The sequence below is a fragment of the Streptomyces sp. NPDC001941 genome, from assembly GCF_040296945.1.
Classification (GTDB): Bacteria; Actinomycetota; Actinomycetes; order Streptomycetales; family Streptomycetaceae; genus Streptomyces.
This window is the reverse complement of sequence record NZ_JBEOYE010000019.1, coordinates 2,401-22,853: the sequence shown is the minus strand read 5'-3', so window position 1 is coordinate 22,853 and position 20,453 is coordinate 2,401. Positions and strand designations below refer to the sequence as shown.

Here is a 20,453-nt window from a genome sequence, read left to right as displayed (position 1 = left end):
CCGGAAAGCCATGGTGAACGGGAGCGGAACCGCCTTGGAATGACGACGGACGGCGTACGGGTGCGGGGCCCGACGGGGGGTCAGGTGGGGGGCGGTGTCGCGCGGGGCCGCCAGGCCGACCCGCCGCGGGCCCCGGCGGGCGCGGGCGCGGGCGCGAGCAGGCTCCGCAAGCGCCCCGGTGGCATGCCCGTCGTCTCGCGGACCACGTGGGTCATGTGGGCCTGGTCGCTGAAGCCCAGTTCGTCCGCCAGGCGGCCCAGGTCCCGTTCGCCCTCGCCCAGGCGTTCCAGGGCGCGGGCCAGGCGGAGGCGGTTGCGGTAGCGGGTGAGGGTGGTGCCGGTGGTGGTCGTGAAGACGCGGCTCAGGTGGTGCGGGGAGCAGCCCACCGCGCGGCCCAGCTCGTCCAGGCCCAGGCGGAGGTCGGCGTCCAGGGCGGCGCGGGCGTCGTCGACCAGGCGGCGCCGGGCGTGTGCGGTGGAGGGGCGTCCCCCGGCGGCGCGCGCGGGGGCCAGGCCCTCCAGGACGCAGGCCGCCAGCATCACCGTACGCTCGGCCAGCTCGAACGCGTCGGCGTCCTCGCGCGCCCTGGTGAGCAACAGGCGGTGCTGGACGGTGAGTTCGGGGGTGGTGAAGGCCAGGCCCTCCGGGACGCGCGGGTCGCCGCCGAGCATCGCGGCGACCTGGGGCTCGGAGAGGACGATCTCGGTGTAGGCGTCGCCGCCGCAGGGGTGGGAGAACTGCTGGTCGGCCCCCGGGCGTTCGACGTACACGCTGGCCGGGTCCACCACCCGGTCCACCCCGTCGACCCGGCCCCGGAACAGTCCGCGCCGCACCATCACCAGGCCGAAGACGCCGGCGGGCCGCAGATCGGTCCAGCCCGGGGGCGGGCTCGCGCACTGGACGTCGGCGAGCAGGACGTGGTCCGTGCTCAGGTGGGTCTGCCGCTCGAACGCCATGGGGGCAGGGTAGAACGAACAGGTTTTCCCTGGAGAGGGGTTGAGGGCCCCTCGGCGAAACGCGCAAGAAACTCCAAGAGCCCGTGTCCCACCCGGCGCGAGCATGGACACCGGCGCTCCGTACGGGGGTCGGGGCGCCGGCAGCCCCGTACGCGCGTGGGGTCCGCCCCCGGGGCCCGGGGGGAGGCGGCACATGAGCCGTCGTACGGAGGGGCCCGGCCGGCGGGGAGTCCTGCGCGGTGCGGTCGGTGCGGGAGAGGGGGCCGCGGCGGCCTGGGCTGCGAGCGGGGGGACGGCACGGGCGGTGGGCGACGGAGGCCGGGACGCGGCCGGAGCGCCGGGAGGGCCCGCGCGTGCCGTGGTCGTGCGTCGGGCGGGGCCCTTCGAGGTACTGGCCCTGCTCGACGCGCACGGTCTGATGCCCGGTGAGCGCGACGCGTACTTCGAGGGCGCGTCGCCGGGGGCGTGGCGGCGGGCGGAGCAGATCGACCCGGGGGCGTTCGCGGTGCCGGGCCGCTGGGCGCTGGACTTCCGCTGCTACGCGGTCAGGCGGCCGGGCGGGCGGGTGGCCCTGGTCGACAGCGGGATCGGGCCGGTGGGCAGCCCGGCGACTCCGTGGGCGCCGGTGCCGGGGCACCTGCCCGAGGTGCTGGGGGCCGCGGGGATCGCCCCGGCCGACGTGGACGTGGTGGTGCTGACCCATCTGCACGAGGACCACTACGGCTGGGCGGTGGGCCCGGACGGCACCCCGCTGTTCCCCGGGGCGCGGCACCTGGTGCAGCGCGCGGAGCTGGACGGCCTGGACCCGGCGGACGGCGCGGTCGGCTGGGTGGTGGAGCCGCTGCGGCGGGCGGGGCTCCTGGAGCCGGTCGCGGGCCGGGTGCGGCTGTTCGGCGGCGGGCGCGGGCGGGGCGGCGCGGTCACGGTCGTCCCCACGCCCGGGCACACCCCGGGCCACCAGTCGGTGCTGGTGGACGGCGGGGACCGGCGGATCGTGGTGACCGGTGACGCGCTGGTGCACGCGGTGCAGCTGGCCGACCCCTCGGTGGCGTACGTCTTCGAGGGCGACAAGCCCGCCGCCCGCCGCAGCCGTTCGTGGCTGCTGCGCGAGGCGCGGGCCGGGGGCGCGCTCCTGGCGACCGCGCACCTCGACCGGCCGTTCGTGCCGCTGGACTGACCCCCGGGCCGGTCCGGGAAGCCCCCGGGCCCCGGGGGTCAGGCCCCGGCGGCCGGTTCTCCGGGCGCGGTCCCGTCCTCGTCGGAGAACGGCGTGAGCTGGCCGATCGTGACGACGCCCGGCTCACCGGGCTCGATGGCGTAGGTGTCACCGCCGAGCGTGAACTGGGCGCTGAACTCCTCGTCGCCGCGCGGCCGGTCGCAGCCGCCGTGCAGGGTGACGACCACGTCCTCGTCGACGGTCCCCGGCACCTTGCCGCTCCACACGAGCTGGCCGTCCACCTCGGAGCGGCTCTCCTCCACGGCCTTCACCACGGTGTCGTCGAAGAGCGGGAAGGTGACGGTCCCGCCCGTCGCGGTGCCGCAGATGGGGGCGAGCCCCTCGGCGACGACCCGGGCCTGGCGCACCCGTACCCACTTGGTGTCTTCGCCCCCGCCCGCGTCGGCGGCGGGTTCTCCCGCGCGCGGCGGGGTGACCGCGCTGATCGATCCGGCGCGGGCGGGCTCGTCGTCGGTGCCCGGCGCGCTGCCCGCCATGTGCATGCTGTCGCCGACCATCATCACGCCCACCACGCCCGCGGCCAGCGCGACCGCGCTGGTCCATCGCCACCGGTCCATGTCCACCTCCGTCGCCGGGACCCGTTCGGCCCTCATCGAGGCTTCCTCGGGGAGCAGCGCCGATCACGGTGCGGGCGTCCGCGTCACCCGACTGGGCATGTACGGGCCAGACCGGCAGCCGCTCCTGACGGTGCGTCGCGGCGACGGGCCGCCAGCTCACGGAGCGTCACCTCCTGCCGGTGCCCGCCCGGTCCGCCGCGCCACCAGCACGGCCCCCGGGTCCACCGGCGCCCGCACCCGGTCCGCTAGGGCCTCGGCGGTCTCCTGCGGGGACCCGGCCGCCGCGCGCAGGGCCGCGCCCAGCGCGTCGACGCCCGCGTACGGGTCCCGCGCCCATCCGTTGACCGCGCCCGGCGTGCACAGCACGAGCGTGGAGCCGGGCGGGAACGGGGCCGTCGCCGGGGCGTGGTCGCAGGGGGCGGCGCCGAGCGGCGGGCCGAGGGCGTCGTCGAGCCGCCGGACGGCGCCGTCGGGGGTGCGCAGCAGCGGCGGCAGGTGCCCCGCGCTGGAGTACGTGAGGGTGCCCGCCGCCGGGTCGTGCACGACGTACGCGCAGGTGGCGTACCGGTCCGGTTCGTCCTCGACGAGTGCGTGCAGGTGGCGCAGGACGTCGTCGGGCGGGAGTCCGAGCCGGGAGTACGCGTGGACGGCGGTGCGCAGCCGGGCCATGCGGGCGACCGGCCCCGGCCCCCGCCCGCCCGCGTGGCCGATGACGAGGGCCGCGCGGCCTGCGCCCTGCGGCAGCACGGCGTACCAGTCGCCCTGCGAGGCGTGGGCCAGGTCGCCGGTGCGGTCGGCGGTCGCGACCAGGAGCCCGTCGGGCTGGACGGTCGTCCGGGGCAGCAGCGCGCGCCGCAGGGACAGTGCGTCCTCCCGCGCCCGGCCGTGGGCCCGCGCGGCCCCGGTGACGTCGGTGGCGAAGAACAGCAGGGTGCCGTCGGCCACGCCCACGCAGCTGACGTCGAAGGACCGGCCGTCGACGGCCTCGCGCCGGAAGGTCGTGCGCCGCCGGGGAGCGCGCGGGGCCTCGCCGGGGCTGGGGGGCCCGCCCGCGTGGACGGGTTCGGGCAGCGGTGCGGCGGCCGGTGCCACGGGGTCCGCGTCGCCGAACGCGGCGCGGTAGGCGGGGTTGAGGTAGAGCACCCGGTGGTCGGCTCCCGCCACCAGGGCCACCGGCGCCGGGATCCCGCCGAGGACCCGGACCAGGCCGGACGCCACCGGATCGCGGTCCCGCGCCGGGGCGGGGGCCGGGGCCGGCAGCCCGAGGAGACCAGGGAGGCCGGGGAGACCGGAGGGCATCAGCAGGTCGGAAGGTACGGGAAGGCCGGAGAGCCCGTACGGATCGGAGGGCACGGGGAGGCCGGAGCGCACGGGCGGGGCGGAAGGCACGGGCGCGTCGGAGGACGCGGGTGGGTCGGAGCGTACGGCCGGGTCGGAGGACGCGGGAGGGTCGGGCGGCGCGGGCGCGGCGGGTTCCGCCGCCAGCCGTCGGCGCAGGGCCGCGAGCGACCGCTCGACGTCCACGACCGGACCGAGTGCCTGGTACACGGCCTCCTCCGTGGCGCGCAGCACCTCCCCCGCGCCCCGCTCCGGACCCGCCGTGACGGCGGCCGGGCCGCACGGGAGATCGCTCTCGCTCATCACGCCTCGCCTCCCCACCGGTCCTCCAGGACGCCCAGCTCCCGCAGTTCCTCCCACAGGGGCCGCAGGGCCTGCCGCGCCCGGGTCAGGTGCACCCGTACGGTCGGCGCCTCGATGCCCATGATCCGGCCCGCCTCCCGGGCGCCGAGGTCGGCCAGGCAGCACAGGGCCACCGCGGACCGCTGCCGGTCGCTGAGCTCCACGATCGCCCCGCACACGCGACGGTACGCGTCCTTCAGATCGAGGTGCTCGGCGAACTCCGGTTCCCTGGCGGCCACTTCGAGATCGGCGAGCGGATAGGTGCCGGGGGCGCCCCGCAGGGCCCGCAGGCACTCGCGCACGACCACGACGGCCAGCCAGGCCTTCCAGTTCTCCACGCGCTGACCGCTGTTCATCCTCCGCCAGCAGATGACGTACGCCTCCTGCACCGCGTCCTGGGCCAGGGCCACGTCCCCGCCGCACACGACGATCCCCTTGGCGAGCATCCGCCGGCACGTCTCCCGGTACAGCCGCTCGAAGGGCGGTTCGCCCTCATCACTCGCCATTCCCCGTGCCGCTCACCCTCTGTGACGGACCATCAGCTCGCGCGGGGGCGACCCGAACGGTCCACGCCTGTCCGTCCTCGTCCACGGAGTGCGCCGATCCGCCCCCGGCGCCGAACTGCCGGGCGAGCGCGGTCATGGTCTCCCGCCTGCCGTGCTCGCGCAGCCGGTAGGCGTACGCACGCACCACCGACCCCATGCCCGCGCCGGCCGCCGCCGCGGTGACCCAGATCAACCCAGTGTGCACGGTGCGCTCGTCCTCCTTCGTCGACCGGCCGGAACCGTCCGGCCGCTCCAGGGAGGAAGGGCGGCGGCGGAACGCTTACACGCGCGCCGTGACCGCCCCGCGCACGGTCCCGCCCCGGTCGCGCACGGCGCCGTACGACCCCGGCCCCGCGTGCGGCGCACTACGGCCGTCGGAGTAACCCCCAGGGGTTGTCCCGGGGCGCTCCACCAGCGTCAACGGGCGCAGGGCGAACCGGTCCCCGGGCGGTGGATCACGGCCGGTCAGCCGATGCCGGGTGCGATCCGGGCAGTGGCGGCCAACCCCATATGGCGTAGCTTCACCGCTCGTTGTTGACGCGCGAAGCACAGCGCGCCGACCCTGTCGGGGGACCGAATGGCTTGGGGGAATGCCATGACTGGAAACACGACCATCCGCTGGTGCTGTCCGTCGGGACCGGATTCCGGTCCCCGCCCCGCACCCGACCGACCGTCCTTACGCTCCTCTCCACCCCTCCGGGCGGTGGACGCGGTCCCCCGGAAGCGCCCCTGAGGCGTTCCGACCCATGGACCGAGAACCACCTCTCCACCTCGACCTGGTGGACGGCTTCCGGCTGCACGGAGACGGCGAGTCCTACGACCTCCCGCTGAACGCACGGCGGGTACTGGCGTTCCTGGCGCTCAACGGGAACCCCAGCAGGGGCTGCGTCGCCGGCCATCTGTGGCCCGAGGTCAGTGACAAGCACGCGCTGGGCAGCCTGCGCACGGTGCTGCACCGTCTGCAGTCCGCCTGCCCCGACGTCGTGCGCGTCTGCCGCGACACCCTGGCGCTCGACCCTTCCGTACGGGTCGACTTCCACCGGATCACCTCATGGGCGCTGGCCGTGCTCCCGGGCACCGGCGGCCGTGGACCGACCGAGCCGCCGGCCCGGGTGCTGGACGGCTTCTACCGCGGTGAGCTGCTGCCCGGCTGGTACGACGAGTGGGTGCTGCTGGAGCGCGAGCAGTTCCACCAGCTGCGGATGCACGCCCTGGAGGCCTGGTCGGACCGGCTCGCCGCGTCCGGGCGGTTCGGCGAGGCGCTGTACGCGGCGCACGGTGCCGTCCGCGTCTCGCCGCTGCGCGAGAGCGCGCACCGGGCCGTCATCCGCATCCACCTCGCCGAGGGCAACGTGACCGAGGCGCTGCGCCAGTACGAGAGCTTCCGTGCGCTGCTGCACACCGAACTCGGCGCCGATCCGAGCAGGTTGATGGACGAGCTGCTCGACGGGCGCGCGGTGCTGTCGGGCTCGGGGGCGCGACCCGAACCCGGCCGCTCGCTGACGCACCGGTAACGCCGCGGTCACGCGGCCCCGTCTTCACTGGGCACAGGCCGGTCCACCCGGAGCGGCCGTACGCAGTGCCGTACTCAACGGCGTACGGGACTCCCGTGCGCGACACGTCGAAGGGGCTTCCCATGAAGATCCAGATCCGCAAGCTGGAGCGCATCGAGACCACCGTGATCTGCGCCTGTGGCAGCTGCTCCGACTGCTGACACCCGCATACGGGACCGGGGCGGACGCCGTCAGAGCCCGCCCCGGTCCCGGCCCACGCGGCCCGCGCCCGAATGCGCGCGGCACGGCAGCGGAGGCGCCCGACCGACCAGTGCCACCACCGTCGCCACCGAAGAGCACCCTCACACCGAAGAACACCATCAGCACCGAAGAACACCGTCACCACCATCACCACCGACGAACGGGGACACCACCGTGCAGCGACCGCGCGTCAAGAGCGTCTTCCCGCCGCTCCCGGCCGGGGAGGGCAGGATCAGGATCGGCAGCGACTTCGGCATCGCGTCGGAGCTGCAGGACGACGAGCAGGGCCACACCTGGTACCTGCTCGACCTGCTGGACGGCACCCGCGGCATGGCCGAAGTGACGGACGCCATGCGGGAGTTCGACCCGTCCGTGGCACCCGGGGACGTCGAGGCGGCCGTCGGGGCGCTGGTCGAGTCCGGGTTCGTCGAGGACGCGGCCGAGCGGGGGCCGGTGGACCGCTTCAGCAGCGCCGAGCTGGAGCGCTACCGGCGCAACCTGGAGTTCTTCGAGTACTTCCACCGCCCGCCGCTGACCAGCGCCGAGCTCCAGCTCCGCCTCAAGCAGGCGCGGGTGACCGTCCTGGGACTCGGCGGGCTCGGCGCGAACGTGGCGATGAGCCTGGCCGCGATCGGCGTCGGCCACCTCACGCTGGTCGACCACGACAAGGTCGAGCTGATGAACCTCAACCGCCAGCTCCTGTACGGGGACGCGGACATCGGCCGGGCCAAGAGCGAGGCCGCCGCCGAGCGGGTGCGGGCGATCAACCCGCACATCACCGTGGAGGAGCACTGCACCCGGGTGGACGGGCCCGAGGACGCGGCCCGGTTCATGACGGGCCAGTCGCTGCTCATCTGCGCCGCCGACCGGCCGCGCATCCTGCTCTACCAGTGGCTGAACAAGGCGGGCCTGGCGACCGGGGTGCCGTGGATGCGTGGCGCCAACGACGGCCTGACGGTGAACCTGTTCCTGCACGTGCCGCGCGAGACGGCCTGCTTCACCTGCGTGGAGGTGGACGCCGAGCGCACCCACTCCTGGTACCGGCCGATGCAGCAGCACGTCCTGGAGGTCATCGGGGACCGCACGATCAACCCGTGCACCGCACCGGTGGCCGGGATGATCGGCAACCTGGCGGGCCTGGAGGCGGTCAAGTTCCTCACGGGCATGGCGGATCCGGTGATCCGGGGCCGCAAGCTCGCGATCGACCTGCTGCACCTGGACACCGCGTTCGCCGAGTGCGAGCGGCTGGACGACTGCCCGGACTGCGGCGGCGCGGCGGCATGAGCGGCCCGCTGACCGACGACAGCGTCGTCGCGCTGCACCCGCTGCACATCGGGGCGGTGGAGGACGGCGCGGCGGAGGTGGGGCGCACGGACACGGGGGTGTTCGTGGCCCTGCCGCCGGAGGGCGTGGAGCTGGTGCGGCTGCTCGGCGCGGGGCTGCCGGTCGGGGAGGTGCGCCGGAGGTTCGCGGAGCGCTTCGGGGAGCCACCGGACGTGGCGGACTTCCTGGCGGCGCTCCAGGAGTGCGGCTTCGTGCGCGCGGCGCCCGCGGAGGCGGCGCCGGGGCCGGCGGCGGGGGCCGGGGCGCCCGGGGTGCCGCTGCTTTCGGGGCTGCGCCCGGAGCGGCTGCGCTGGCTGCTGTCGCGGCCGATGGCCGTGGTGTACGCGGCGGTGTGGCTGGCGGTGCCCGCGCTCCTGGTCGCCTGGCCGGTGCTGCTGCCGCGCCCTTCGGACGCGCTGCTCTACCACCGGGTGTTGCCCAACGCCCTGCTCGTGGCGGTGATCGCGTCCACGCTGGTGATGCTGCACGAGTTCGCGCACGCGCTGGCGGCCCGGGCGCGCGGCTGCACGGGCCGCTTCTCGGTCGGGCGGCGGCTGGTGTTCCTGGTGGGCCAGACCGACATCAGTGACGTACGGACGCTGCCGCGCCGCGAGCGGTACGCGCCGTACCTGGCCGGGATGACCTGGGACCTGGTGGTGGTGCTGGTCTGCTTCGGATGCGAACGGGCCGGGTGGGGCGGCCAGTTGCCGCGCACCGTCGCGTACACGATCGCGCTGACGTTCGTCTACCAGTTCTCGGTGTTCATGCGCACCGACGTCTACTACGTGATCGTGAACCGGCTGCGGCTGGGGAACCTGATGGGCGACACCCAACGGTACGTCTCCGACCTGGCGCGCCGCGCGGTGCGCCGCGCGCCGCTGCACGACCTGTCCGGGGTGCCGGAGCGCGAGCTGCGGGTGGTGCGCTGGTACAGCGTGTACTACCTGCTGGGCTCCACGACGGTGCTCGGCGGGTTCCTGCTGCTGAGCGTTCCGGCCGTGGTCGACATGGTGCGCCTCGCCCTCGACGGGATGTCGGCGGGGCCCGGTGCGGCGGGGTTCTGGGACGGGGCGGGCTTCCTGGTGCTGGTGGTGCTCCAGTTCGGGGCGCTCGGGCACGTGGTGCTGCGCGACCGGGCGCGCGGCGGGCGCGCGGGGACGGCCGGTGCCCCGGTGGTCCCGGCCGCGCCGAACTGACACGCTGCGTTGCGCGCCTCCCGCCTTCCGCCGCCCGCATGCCGCCTCCCGTACGACTCGTCGAGACAGAGGAGATGGTCGCCTTGCCCGGACCGTTACCGCGTGACGTGCCGCCCGGACGCCTCAGAGCCGCCGGGGGCGCCGCGCTCGCCGTGGGGCTGACCCTGGCCCTCACCGTGGCGGCGGCCCCCGCCCGGCCCGCCGCCCCGGACCCCGGCGGCGCGAGCGAGAAGGTCGTCCTGCTGCTGCGCGACCAGTCGGCGGCCCGGCGCACCTCGGCCGACCTGCGCGCCGCGCCCGAAGTGGCGCCCGCGCGGCGGCAGTCGGCGGAGCACGCCTCCCTCCTGGCCGACCTCAGGAGCGGTGACGCCACCGGCACGCGCTCGCTGAGCCTGGTCGACGCGGTGGCCACCACCGTGACGCCCGCGCAGCTGTCCCGGCTGCGGTCCGACCCGCGCGTGGCCGCCGTGGTGCCCGACGCCCTGGTGTCGCTGGCGCCTCCCGCACGGACCTCCGGGCCGCGCCCCGGCCCCGCCGCCGCGCGCACGCCCGCCCGGGTGTGCCCGGCCGATCCGCGGCGGCCGCTGGTCGAGCCGGAGGGCCTGGAGCTGACCCGTACGCTCTCGCCCACCGGAGCCCCCGACGCACGCGACCTGGCGGACGGGCGCGGCGTCACCGTCGGCGTCCTCGGCGGCTCGATCGACCGCACCACCCCCGACCTGATGCGCGGGGGCGCCTCGGTGGTGACCCGCTACAAGGACTTCACGGGCGAGGGCACCGACGCGCCCGGCTTCATCATCGAGGCGTTCGGCAACGCGGGCACCATCGCGGCGCAGGGCACGACCGCCCACGACCTGTCCGGCTTCGTCAGCCCGTCCCGCCCGCTGCCGCCGGGCTGCACCGTGCGGATCGAGGGCGTCGCGCCGGGCGCGGACCTGGCCGTGCAGAAGGTGTTCAGCAGCGTGGCCGCGCCCGTCTCCACGATCCTGGCGGCCATCGACTGGTCCGTGGTCCACGACCGCGTGGACGTGCTGAACGAGTCGCTGGCCGCCTACACGCTGCCCGACACGGCCGCCGACGCGATCCGGACGTTCAACGCGGCGGCGGTACGGGCCGGGGTCACGGTCGTGGTGGCGTCCGGGAACGCGGGCCCGCACGGCACGTTCTCCTCCCCCGCCACCGACCCCGAGGTGATCGGCGTCGGGGCCTCGACCCAGGGCCGTACGTACGCCCAGACGGGCGCGGGCGGCTATCCGCTGGCCGCCGGGGGCTGGGCCAACGACCAGGTGTCGGCGCTGAGTTCGGGCGGCACCGCGCAGGAGCGGCCTCGCACGGTGGACCTGGTGGCGCCGGGCGACACGGGCTGGACCGTGTGCTCGCCGGACGTCACGCGCTTCCTCAGCTGCCGTACGCCCTACCGGGGTTTCGAGCCCAGCCCGTTCGTGCTGTTCAACGGCACCAGCGAGGCGGCGCCGTTCGTCTCGGGCGCGGCGGCGCTGGTCATCCAGGCGTACCGCGACACCCACCAGGGCCGCACGCCCGCACCGGAGTCGGTCAAGCACATCCTGATGAGCACGGCACGTGACCTGGGCGCCCCGGCGGCCGACCAGGGCGCCGGGCTGCTCGACGCGTACGCGGCGGTCCGGCTGGCGCGGGCGTACGGCGGCGCGAAGGAGGCGGGCGCCCCTTCGCTGCTCGTGCACAGCGACGGCCTCGATCTGACCGGCCGTCCCGGCGAGCAGCGCCGCACCTCCGTGCGCGTGACCAACACCGGCGCCGCGCCGGTCACCGTCAGCCCCGCCGTCCGCACGCCCGGCGTGGCGCGCGCCCTGGCGGACGGCGAGGCGTCACTGGCCGCGGGCCGGGTGTTCACCGACGCGGACGGCTCCCCGGCCCGGGCGGTCGCCGTGCCGTTCTCCGTGGCGCCCGGCACCGACCGGCTGGTGGCGGACGTGGCCTGGCGGCCCGGTGCGGGCGCGGTCACGGCGCTCACCCTGGTCGACCCCCGGGGGAGGTTCGCCGCCTACTCGCTGCCGTTCGGCTCCTCCGGCTACGGCCGGGCGACCGTCAGCCGCCCGCTCGCCGGGGCGTGGACGGCGTACGCGTGGGCGCGCGAGGACGCGCTGCCGCGGGAGCCGGTGCGCTACGCCGTCTCGGCCTCGACGTCCGTCACCCACTCCGCCGGTCCGGCCCTGACCCTGCGCCCCGGGCAGTCGGCGGACGTCGGGGCGGTGCTGCGGCTGCCGGAGCGCGCGGGAGACGGTGACGCGTCGCTGCTGCTGTCGGCGGGCGGGTCGGTGCGCGCGGCCGTGCCGGTCGGACTGCGCGCGCTCGTCCCGCTGACCCCGCGCGGCGGCTCCTTCACCGGGGTCCTCGCGGGCGGCAACGGCCTGCTGGTGAACGCGCTGCTGGGCGGCCAGACCCTGGCCTACCAGTTCGACGTGGCGCCCGGCAGGCCCGCGCTCACCGCGACGCTGCGCACCTCCGCGCCCGGCTACGACCTGCGGGCGGTCCTGGTCTCCCCCGACGGGATGCCGGTCACGCTCCAGGACGCGCCGGGCGGTGACGGTACGGTCCGGGTCGTCAACGGGCCTCCGGTGAGCGGTCGTTGGACGCTCCTCGTGGTGGTGAACGGGAAGGTCATGTCGGGGCGGACGCGGGCGCTGCTGTCCGGGACGATCGGCTTCGAGCCCGTTCCGGTACGGGCCAAGGGGCTGCCGGTGTCCGCGGCGACGCGGCTGCCCGCGGGGCGTCCGGTGACCGCGACCGTGGCGGTGACCAACAACGGTCCCGTGCCGCTGGAGGTGTTCGCCGACGCGCGGCTCGACCGGCTCCAGGAGGTGGCGCTGCGCAGCACGGTGCCGGTGGAGTACCGGCTGCCCGGGACGACGCCGGACCGCTACCCGCAGTTCCTGGTGCCCGCCGACTCCACGCGCCTCGCGGTCACCGCGACCTCGTCGCAGCCGCTGGTGCTCGACACGCAGCCGTACGTCAACGGCTTCTACGTGGGCGACCCGGACGTGCCGGGGACGGTGGGCACCACCGCGCGCACGGTCGTGGCGGCGCCGGTGCTCGCGCCGACGACGTGGGTGTGCGACGCGAACCTGGCGGGACCGTTCGACGGGACGGGCACCGAGGCGTCGGTGGCGTGCGCGGCGAGCGCGCTGACCCGGGCGTTCGACCCGGCGGCCGCGTCCTCCACCGGGGACCCGTGGCGCACCGGGAGCACGTTCCGCCCGGTCACCGTCGCGCCGGGGGCGACGGCTTCGGTGACGGTGACGCTGACTCCGGGCGCCCGTCCGGGTTCCCGCGTGAGCGGTTACGTGGGGCTGGGTACCTGGAACCCCCGCACGGGGTTCGCGATGCGGCTCGGCCAGGTGCCGTACGCGTACACCGTGCGGTGAGGAACGGGAGGGGCGGGACCTGCGCGGGTCCCGCCCCTCCTCGTGTCCGCTCCTCGTCGCGGGTGCCTCAGCGGCGGGCGCGCACCAGCAGGTAGAGGAAGTACGGCGTGCCGATGACGGCGGTCATCAGGCCAGCGCCCAGCTGGGCGGGGGCGATGACGGTGCGGCCCACCAGGTCGGCCGCGCACACCAGGAGCGCGCCGAGGAGCACCGCGACGGGCACGACGCGCACGTGGCGCCGGCCGACCAGGGCGCGGGCGGCGTGCGGGGCGACCAGGCCGACGAAGCCGATGGTGCCCGCGGCGGCCACGGCGGTGGCGCTGAGCAGGACGCCCAGGACCAGGAAGGCCAGGCGGCCCCGGCCGAGGTCCAGGCCGAGCAGGCGCGGGGTGTCCTCGTCGAGGGAGACCAGGTCCAGGTCGGCGCGCCGGGCGACGGCGACCGCGAGGCCGAGGGCGAGCACGATCGCCAGGGGCAGCGAGTCGCCGAAGGTGCGGCCGTAGGTGGAGCCGGAGAGCCAGGTGAGGGCCTTGGCGGCGTTGAACGGGTCGGTGAGCACGATCAGCAGGCTGATCAGGGCGGTGGTCGCGGTGGCGACGCCGAAGCCGACGAGGACGAGCCGGTTCTGCTGGAAGCCGCCGCGCGCGGCGAGGCCGAAGACGAGCAGCGAGCTGACCGCGGCGCCGGCGAACGCGCCGCCCGCGATGCCCCAGGAGCCGATCGTGGGCACGGAGGTGACCAGGACGACCGCGCCGAGGGCGGCGCCGCCGGACACGCCGAGCACGCCGGGTTCGGCGAGCGGGTTGCGGGTGACGGCCTGGACGACGGTGCCCGCGAGGGCGAGCGCGCCGCCCGCGAGGAGCGCGGCGGTGACCCGGGGGACGCGGGTGTCGAGGACGAAGGTGATGGTCCGTCCGGCGTTGCCCTGGGCCCAGTTGGCGACGTCGCCGAGGAGCAGCTTGGCGTCGCCGACGAGGACGGCCGCGACGACCACGCCGATCAGCGCGACGACGAGGACGGCCGTGGTGGTGAGGAACACCGCGCGGCTGCGGATGCGCAGCCGGTCGTTGGCGGCCGCTCCGGCCGTGTCGCGCACCCGGGTCGCCAGGACGACCAGGAAGACCGCGCCGACGAGGCTGGTCACCACGCCGGTGGGCACCATGACGGCGGTGTCGGCGGGGATGACGGCGCGCAGCAGGACGTCGGAGCCGAGGACGAGCGCGGAGCCGACGAGTCCGGCGGCGGGCAGGCTGGTGCGGGACTTGGTGAAGCCGCGGAAGCGGCGGGCCAGCGGGCGCACCAGGGCGGGGGCGCACAGGCCGATGAAGCCGATCGGCCCGGACAGGGTGACGGCCGCGGTGGAGAGCAGGGCGGCCAGCACGACGGCGGTGATCCGGGTGGAGCGCACGGGCACGCCGAGGCCGCGGGCCGCGTCGTCACCGAGTGCGAGGGCGTCCACGCGGCGGGAGAGGAGCAGCAGTCCGGTGACGGCGACGACGGCGAACGGCAGCATCTGCACGACGCCGTCGAAGCCGCTCTGGGCGATGCTGCCCTGGTTCCACTTGTAGAGGCCCTCGGTCTCGTGCGGGAAGAGCAGCAGGAGCCCTTCGGTGACGGCGGTGAGGCCGAGCATGAGGGCGCTGCCCGCGAGGACGAGCCGTACGGTGCCCGCGCCCATGCCGGACAGGCCGAGGACGACGGCCGCCGCGGCGAGTCCGCCGAGGAAGGCGATGCCGGAGGAGGCGAGGAAGGGCAGCGAGATCCCGAAGGCGGCCGCCGTGCCGAGCGCCAGGTAGGCACCGGCGTTGACGGCGAGGGTGTCGGGTGCGGCCAGGACGTTGCGGCTGACGGCTTGCAGGGCGAAGCCGGCGATGCCGAGGGCGGTGCCGATGAGGAGTCCGGCGCACATCCGGGGCAGCCGGGAGGCGATGACGACGGAGGCGTCGCCGGGGTCGGCCTGCCCGGTGAGGGCCTTCCAGACCTCGGCGGCGCCGACGGCGGCGGTGCCCTGGGTGAGGTCGACGAGCGCGAGCCCGGCGACCAGGAGCACCAGGACGGCCGTCACCGCGGCCGCGCCGGTCCGGGACGTGGCCGCCGAACGGGGCGCGGAGGTGGTCGCGGTGACGGCCATCGGCTACTTCTTCTTCAGCGCGGTGACGACGGAGTCGACGTACTGGTTCATGGAGGCGGTGCCGCCGAACATCCAGATGCCGTCGGGCAGCCGGTGCACGGCGCCCTTCTTGACGAACGGCAGGTTCGTCCACACCTTGTCCTTGGTCAGGACGGTGTTGTACGGGGAGCTGGCCTTGTCCTGGTCGTTGGCGATGTACGCGAACCGGGTGTCGGCGGGGAGCTTGGTGAGGCCCTCGACGTCGGTGGCGCCCAGGCCGTAGTCCTTGTCGCCCTTGACGGTCCAGGCGTTCTTCAGGCCGAGCTTCTCGCTGACGGCGCCGATGAGGGAGCCGCTGGTGTAGGGGCGCACGGAGACCTGGTTGGAGACGACGTAGCCGTCGGCGAAGGCGTACGGGGCGCCCGCGTGACCGGCGTCGGCCAGGGCCTTCCTGCCCTCGGCGAGCTTCGCCTCGAAGCCCTTCTTGAGCTCGTCGGCGCGCTTCTCGGTGCCGGTGGCCTTGGCGAGGACGTCGAGGTCCTTGGTCATCTGGCCGATCGGGTCGGCGGCGTCGGCGGCGCGCAGGGTGACGACCGGGGCGACCTTCTTCAGCTGCGCGATCGCGGCGGCGGGCAGGTCGGTGGTGGCCACGACGAGGTCGGGCTTGATGGCGGCGACGGTGTCCATGCTGGGCTCGCCGCGGGTGCCGATGTCCTTGGGGGACTTGGTGAGCGGGGCGGCCTTGTCCCAGTCGGTGTAGCCCTTGACGTCGGCGACGCCGGCCGGCTCGACGCCGAGGGAGACGAGGTGCTCGACGACGTTCCACTCGGTGGCGACGACCTTCTTCGCGGGTCCGTCGAGGGTGACCTTGGCGCCGGAGACGTCGGTCAGGGTGATCGGCTCGGCGGCCTTCTTGGTGGCGTCGGCGGCGGGCTCGGTGGTCCCGCAGGCGGACAGGGCGAGCGCCGCGGCGGTGGCGGCCGCCGCGGTCAGGACGAGGCGTCTCATCGGGAAGTACTGAGCCTTTCGCTTCGCGAGTGGTGACGGCCGATCGCGCGGGTGCGCAGCCGTCCGGTGAGGGGGTCGGTGTCGACCTCGATGCGGATGCCGTAGGCGTCGGTGAGCCGCCGGGACGTGAGGACGTCCTCGGGCGTGCCCTCGGCGACGACGCGTCCTTCGTGCAGCAGGACGACGCGGTCGGCGACGGCGGCGGCCTGGTCGAGGTCGTGCAGGACGGCGCCCACGGCGATGCCGTGGTCGTCGGCCAGGTCGCGCACCAGGTCGAGGAGTTCGACCTGGTAGCGCAGGTCCAGGTGGTTGGTGGGCTCGTCGAGGAGCAGCACGCCGGTCTCCTGGGCCAGGCAGCCGGCCAGCCAGACGCGCTGGAGCTGGCCGCCGGACAGGTGCTCGGCGCCGCGGTCGGCGAGGTCGGACACCCCGGTCATCGCCATGGCGCGGTCGACGGCGGCGGGGCCCTCGGGGTCGGCCTTGCCCCAGCGTCCCCGGTAGGGGTAGCGGCCGAACTCGACGACGTCGCGCACGGTCAGGCCGCTGGGGGTGGGCCGGCCCTGGGTCAGCAGGGCGACCCGGCGGGAGAACTGACGCGGGCTCAGGGCCAGGCCGTCGGTGTCGCCGCCGATGAGGAGGGTGGCGGTCCTGGGCTTCTGCAGGCGCGCGAGGGTGCGCAGGAGCGTGGACTTGCCGCTGCCGTTGGGTCCGACGAGGACGGTGACCTCGCCGGGCCGCAGCGTCATCCGGGCGTCGTGGACGACGTCGACGCCGTCGTACGCCACGGTGACGTCCGTGGCCGACAGTTCATGACCCTGGGGACGCGTGGCCGCGCCGGTCTCTTCTCCTGGCTGCACGTTGCGAAGGTTAGCCTAACCTTACGACGTTACAAAAGGCGGGGCCCGCGCAGCGGCGGATGACGGGATCCGGCCACGAAAAGGCGTACTCCCGCACGTCGGAGGCTTCACCGCGCGCACACGTATCCTCGCCCGGAGCACCACGAGCGAAGGGCGGACCGGATGGCGGGCAGCGGCGGAGCGGCGTCGGAACGGCCGGGGGGCGCGCGCACCTCGCTCAGCGCACAGGCGCGCGAGGCGGTGCGCACGCGCATCGTCGACCGCCGCTACCCGATGGGCTCGCGCCTGGTCGAGCGCGAAGTGGCCGAGGAACTGCGGATGTCGCGGGTGCCGGTGCGCGAGGCGCTGCGCTCACTGGTCGCCGAGGGCCTGCTCGAACTGCTGCCGCACAGCGGGGTGCGCGTACGGAGCCTGGAGCGCGCCGACGTACGCCACTTGTACGAGGTGTGGGAGCCGCTGACCGTACAGGCGTCCCGGCTCGCGGCGCGCGCGGTCGCGGCGGACGGCGGGGCGAGCGCGCCGGGCCTCGCCGCGCTGCGCGCCTCGCTGGAGCGGGCCGAGCAGGCGGCCGCCGCGGACGAGGGCGAGCGGGAGGTGGCCGAGCACACCGCCTTCCACGAGCAGGTGGTGGCGCTGGGCGGGAACCCGCTGCTCGCGCGCACGATGGAGCAGCTGAGCTGGCAGCTCCAGCTGCTGTTCGGGCTGCGCGAGGAGCCGGAGCACATGCGGGCGCAGCACGCCGACATCTACCGGCACATCGCCTCGGGCGACGAGGAGGCCGCGGCGGCCTGCACGCTGCTGCACGTGCGGGACAGCCGGGCGGTGGCGCTGCGCTCCCTGTTCGGCGATTCGGGTTTGTATACCAACACGGACTGAGCATCCTGCCGGAATACCTGACATAGCAGAATCTTCTCGGCACTTCCTTCGCGGAACATTGCCTCGCACTTGCGCTTGGTATACAAAATGGAGAACCCGGCCCTCCTCCCCCAGGAGTCTCCATGTGCGTCGAGCCCGCTCCGCCCCCGTCCGCCCGGCTGACCAGGCGCGGTGTGCTCGCCGCCTCCGCCGCACTCGCCGGCACCGCGATCGTCCTCGCGTCCGGCGCCGCACCGGCCGCCGCGTCCGGGCCCCGTCCGGCCCGGACCGGCGACCTGGTGGTCGAGGGCGGCACCCTGCTCGACCCGGCGACCGGCGAGGTCACCGAGGACGCGGTGGTCGTCATCCGGGACGGGGTGGTCGCCGCCGCCGGTCCCCGCCCACGGGTCCGGGTCCCCGCGGACCTGCCGCGCCTGGACGCGCACGGCCAGTGGGTGCTGCCCGGCCTGATCGACGCGCACATCCACCTCAACACCGCCGCCGAGGCCCGCGACGCGGTGCGCCGGGGCGCCACCAGCGCCCGCAGCGGCTCGACGAACTTCTACCAGGACATCGCGGTACGGGAGTTGGCCCGCCAGGCCCCCGAACTCGCCCCGCGCCTGCGGGCCGCCGGGATCTTCGTCACCCCCGACCTCGGCGACACCGTCCTGGCCGACCCCGACCTCACCGCCCTCGCCCGGCTCAAGGACGGCGTGCGCTCGGCGCAGGCGCTGCGGCACGCGGTCGCGGTGAACCTGGCGCGCGGCGCCGACGTCGTCAAGACCCGGGTCAACGAGCGCGCGGGCCTGCCCGAGCAGGACCCGCTCGCCCAGGTCTACTCGTACGACCAGCTCTCCGAGGTGGTGGCCGCGGCCCGGCGCGGCGGCAAGGGCGTGCTCTGCCACAGCTACAGCGAGCGCGGCTGCCACGACGCGGTCACCGCGGGCATCCGCTCCCTGGAGCACGGGGTGTTCGTCGCCGAGCGCACCCTGCACGAGATGCGCCGCAGGGGTACGTACTTCACGCCCACGCTCACCGCCATCGCAGGTCTCGCCGAGTCCTCCGACCCGGTGCTCGCCGAGCGCGGGCGCGCCTACCTCCCGGTCCTCAAGCGCGCCGTGCTGGCCGCCCACTCCATGGGCGTGCCGCTGGCCGCGGGCACCGACTCCTCCGGCGGCACGGTCAAGCCGATCGGGCGCGAGGTGGAGCTGATGCGCGCCGCCGGCCTCTCCGCCCTGGACGCGATCCGCACCGCGACCACCGGCGCCGCGCGCCTGCTCGGCCTCGACGGCACGGCGGGCCGCCTCACCCGCGGGCACGCCGGTGACGTGGTGCTGCTCGCCTCGGACCCGCTCGCCGACGTCTCCGTACTGAAGTCCCCCTCCCGCGTGGTGCGTTCGGGCATCGCGCTCTGACGCCGCGCACTCCCCCCACCCCCCTTCCCCGTCCCAGGAGAACCGCCATGACTCCCCCTCCCCTGTCCCGCCGCGGCGTCCTCGCCGGTGCCGCCTCGCTCGGCGGGGCCGCCCTCGCCCCCACCGCCGCCCAGAGCGCCGAGGCCGCCGAGGCCGGGGCGACCGGCGCGGCCCACCGCCCGAAGAAGGCCGTGGTCTTCCGCGACGTGCGCCCGCTGGGCGCCAAGCGGCCGGTGGACCTCGTCGTCGTGGACGGCAAGGTCCACGACGGGCCCGCTCCCAAGGGCGCCAAGGTCGTGGAGGGCGGCGGGCGCGTCGCGCTGCCCGCGCTGGTGGACGCGCACATCCACCCCGACAAGACCAGTTGGGGCGGCGACTGGGTGTCGCGCAAGCCGGCCAGTGGCATCGCCGACTACTGCGCGCAGGACGTGGAGCTGTTCCACTCCCAGCGCCGCCCGGTCGGCGAGCGCGCGTACGGACTGATGGCGCACGCGGTGACGCGCGGCACCCGGGCGATGCGCGCCCACGCCGACGTCGCCCCGGCCTACGGCCTGGCCGGTGTCGAGGGCATCGCCGAGGCGCGCGAGCGGCTCGCGGACGCGCTGGACGTGCAGATCGTGGGCTTCCCGCAGCACGGCGTGATCCGTACGCCGGGCACGGCCAAGCTCCTGGAGGACGCGGCGCGCGCGGGTCTGGTCGACATGGTCGGCGGCATCGACCCGATCAGCTTCGACCACGCGCTGGACGAGCAGCTGGACCTGGTGTTCCGGCTCGCGGACCGCTACGGCGTGGGCGTGGACATCCACCTGCACGACCGCGACGAGAAGGGGACCCGGGTGCTGCGCGGCATCATCGAGCGCACCAAGGCCCTTTCCCTGCGCGGCAAGGTGACGATCAGTCACGTCTTCTGCCTGCCGTTCCTGTCCCCGAAGGACCTGGCCGCCACGGCGGCCGACCTGGCGGACCTGGACATCGCGCTGACCACGGTCGCCCCCAACGAGTCGCTGGTGCTGCCGATCGCCGAGCTGAAGAAGCACGGGGTGCGGGTGGGCCTGGGCTCGGACGGGGTGCGGGACTCCTGGAGCCCGTTCGGCAACGCGGACATGCTGCACCGGGCGCACATCCTGGGCTGGGTCACCGACGTGCGCCTCGACGAGGAGCTGGCGGCCTGCTACACGGTCGGCACGCACGGCGGCGCCGACGTGATGGGCCTGCCCCGCGCCGACTTCGAGCCGGGTTCCCCGGCCGACTTCATCCTGGTGCGCGGCGAGAACGTGCCCCAGGTCCTGGTCGACATGCCGCAGCGCGACCTGGTCGTCCACGGCGGGCAGGTCGTGGCCCGCAACGGCGAACTGGTCTGACGGGCAAGGGCGTTCGTACGAGAACGGGCGCCCGTCCAGCGGGCAGGGCGTTCGTACGGGAACGGCCCCGGACCAGCGGACAGGACCGTTCGTACGGATACGGGCCCGGGGGGGCCCGGGGGGGGGGCGGGCCCCGGGGCCGGCGACAAACGCGCGGGCGGGGGGTTGCACGCCAACGAGGTTTTAGGCGCGGGG

Annotated in this window: 16 protein-coding genes; 8 read left to right on the top strand and 8 right to left on the bottom strand. The window is 75.3% G+C overall.

Annotated elements, in window-relative coordinates; translation table 11 throughout:
- Positions 1 to 80 precede the first annotated feature (80 nt).
- Positions 81 to 956, bottom strand: coding sequence for a helix-turn-helix domain-containing protein (locus tag ABT160_RS15710; protein ID WP_351647778.1), 876 nt, complete (start codon positions 954 to 956; stop codon positions 81 to 83).
- Positions 957 to 1,314: 358 nt separating this feature from the next.
- Between ABT160_RS15710 and ABT160_RS15705 the strand changes: the two genes are divergently transcribed.
- Positions 1,315 to 2,133 carry an MBL fold metallo-hydrolase gene (locus ABT160_RS15705; protein WP_351647776.1) on the top strand — a complete coding sequence of 273 codons (819 nt, stop codon included), beginning with the start codon at positions 1,315 to 1,317 and terminating at the stop codon, positions 2,131 to 2,133.
- Positions 2,134 to 2,171: 38 nt separating this feature from the next.
- On the opposite strand, the gene ABT160_RS15700 is transcribed toward ABT160_RS15705, so the two are convergent.
- The 4 genes from ABT160_RS15700 to ABT160_RS15685 form a co-directional block, all read right to left on the bottom strand.
- Complete coding sequence (locus ABT160_RS15700) at positions 2,172 to 2,786, bottom strand: hypothetical protein (RefSeq protein ID WP_351647774.1); 615 nt, start codon at positions 2,784 to 2,786, stop codon at positions 2,172 to 2,174.
- Positions 2,787 to 2,906: 120 nt separating this feature from the next.
- Positions 2,907 to 4,391 carry a PP2C family protein-serine/threonine phosphatase gene (locus ABT160_RS15695; RefSeq protein WP_351647772.1) on the bottom strand — a complete coding sequence of 495 codons (1,485 nt, stop codon included), beginning with the start codon at positions 4,389 to 4,391 and terminating at the stop codon, positions 2,907 to 2,909.
- Entirely contained in the window at positions 4,391 to 4,936 is a 546-nt protein-coding gene (locus ABT160_RS15690) for an RNA polymerase sigma factor (RefSeq protein ID WP_351647770.1), read from the bottom strand. Before ABT160_RS15690 ends, ABT160_RS15695 begins: the two co-directional genes overlap by 1 nt.
- Positions 4,926 to 5,180: a hypothetical protein gene (locus ABT160_RS15685; RefSeq protein ID WP_351647768.1), complete on the bottom strand. Its 255-nt coding sequence runs from the start codon at positions 5,178 to 5,180 to the stop codon at positions 4,926 to 4,928. Before ABT160_RS15685 ends, ABT160_RS15690 begins: the two co-directional genes overlap by 11 nt.
- 541 nt (positions 5,181 to 5,721) lie before the next feature.
- Between ABT160_RS15685 and ABT160_RS15680 the strand changes: the two genes are divergently transcribed.
- The 4 genes from ABT160_RS15680 to ABT160_RS15665 all read left to right on the top strand — a co-directional run bounded on the left by ABT160_RS15680 (position 5,722) and on the right by ABT160_RS15665 (position 12,652).
- Positions 5,722 to 6,489, top strand: a complete 768-nt coding sequence (locus tag ABT160_RS15680) for an AfsR/SARP family transcriptional regulator (protein ID WP_351647766.1) — start codon at positions 5,722 to 5,724, stop codon at positions 6,487 to 6,489.
- Positions 6,490 to 6,903: 414 nt separating this feature from the next.
- Positions 6,904 to 8,013 (top strand): HesA/MoeB/ThiF family protein, encoded by a 1,110-nt coding sequence (locus ABT160_RS15675; protein WP_351647764.1) that lies wholly within the window; start codon positions 6,904 to 6,906, stop codon positions 8,011 to 8,013.
- Positions 8,010 to 9,248, top strand: coding sequence for a PqqD family protein (locus tag ABT160_RS15670; RefSeq protein ID WP_351647762.1), 1,239 nt, complete (start codon positions 8,010 to 8,012; stop codon positions 9,246 to 9,248). The genes ABT160_RS15675 and ABT160_RS15670 overlap by 4 nt, the downstream gene beginning before the upstream one ends.
- A gap of 83 nt (positions 9,249 to 9,331) precedes the next feature.
- Positions 9,332 to 12,652, top strand: coding sequence for a S8 family serine peptidase (locus ABT160_RS15665; RefSeq protein WP_351647760.1), 3,321 nt, complete (start codon positions 9,332 to 9,334; stop codon positions 12,650 to 12,652).
- A gap of 67 nt (positions 12,653 to 12,719) precedes the next feature.
- On the opposite strand, the gene ABT160_RS15660 is transcribed toward ABT160_RS15665, so the two are convergent.
- Genes ABT160_RS15660 through ABT160_RS15650 form a run of 3 tightly spaced genes read right to left on the bottom strand, consistent with a single transcriptional unit; the run spans position 12,720 to position 16,627 of the window.
- On the bottom strand, positions 12,720 to 14,783 hold the full coding sequence (locus ABT160_RS15660; RefSeq protein WP_351647758.1) for an iron ABC transporter permease: 2,064 nt from the start codon (positions 14,781 to 14,783) through the stop codon (positions 12,720 to 12,722).
- Positions 14,784 to 14,786: 3 nt separating this feature from the next.
- Positions 14,787 to 15,770, bottom strand: a complete 984-nt coding sequence (locus tag ABT160_RS15655) for an ABC transporter substrate-binding protein (RefSeq protein ID WP_351647757.1) — start codon at positions 15,768 to 15,770, stop codon at positions 14,787 to 14,789.
- Positions 15,767 to 16,627, bottom strand: a complete 861-nt coding sequence (locus tag ABT160_RS15650; protein ID WP_351647755.1) for an ABC transporter ATP-binding protein — start codon at positions 16,625 to 16,627, stop codon at positions 15,767 to 15,769. Before ABT160_RS15650 ends, ABT160_RS15655 begins: the two co-directional genes overlap by 4 nt.
- 162 nt (positions 16,628 to 16,789) lie before the next feature.
- Between ABT160_RS15650 and ABT160_RS15645 the strand changes: the two genes are divergently transcribed.
- The 3 genes from ABT160_RS15645 to ABT160_RS15635 all read left to right on the top strand — a co-directional run bounded on the left by ABT160_RS15645 (position 16,790) and on the right by ABT160_RS15635 (position 20,258).
- The gene (locus ABT160_RS15645) at positions 16,790 to 17,503 is read left to right on the top strand and encodes a GntR family transcriptional regulator (protein ID WP_351647753.1); all 714 of its coding nucleotides are present in this window, start codon (positions 16,790 to 16,792) and stop codon (positions 17,501 to 17,503) included.
- Between the two features lie 122 nt (positions 17,504 to 17,625).
- A complete protein-coding gene (locus ABT160_RS15640) occupies positions 17,626 to 18,897 on the top strand; it encodes an amidohydrolase family protein (RefSeq protein ID WP_351647752.1) in 1,272 nt (423 codons plus the stop codon).
- A gap of 47 nt (positions 18,898 to 18,944) precedes the next feature.
- The gene (locus ABT160_RS15635) at positions 18,945 to 20,258 is read left to right on the top strand and encodes an amidohydrolase (protein WP_351647751.1); all 1,314 of its coding nucleotides are present in this window, start codon (positions 18,945 to 18,947) and stop codon (positions 20,256 to 20,258) included.
- Positions 20,259 to 20,453: the final 195 nt, after the last annotated feature.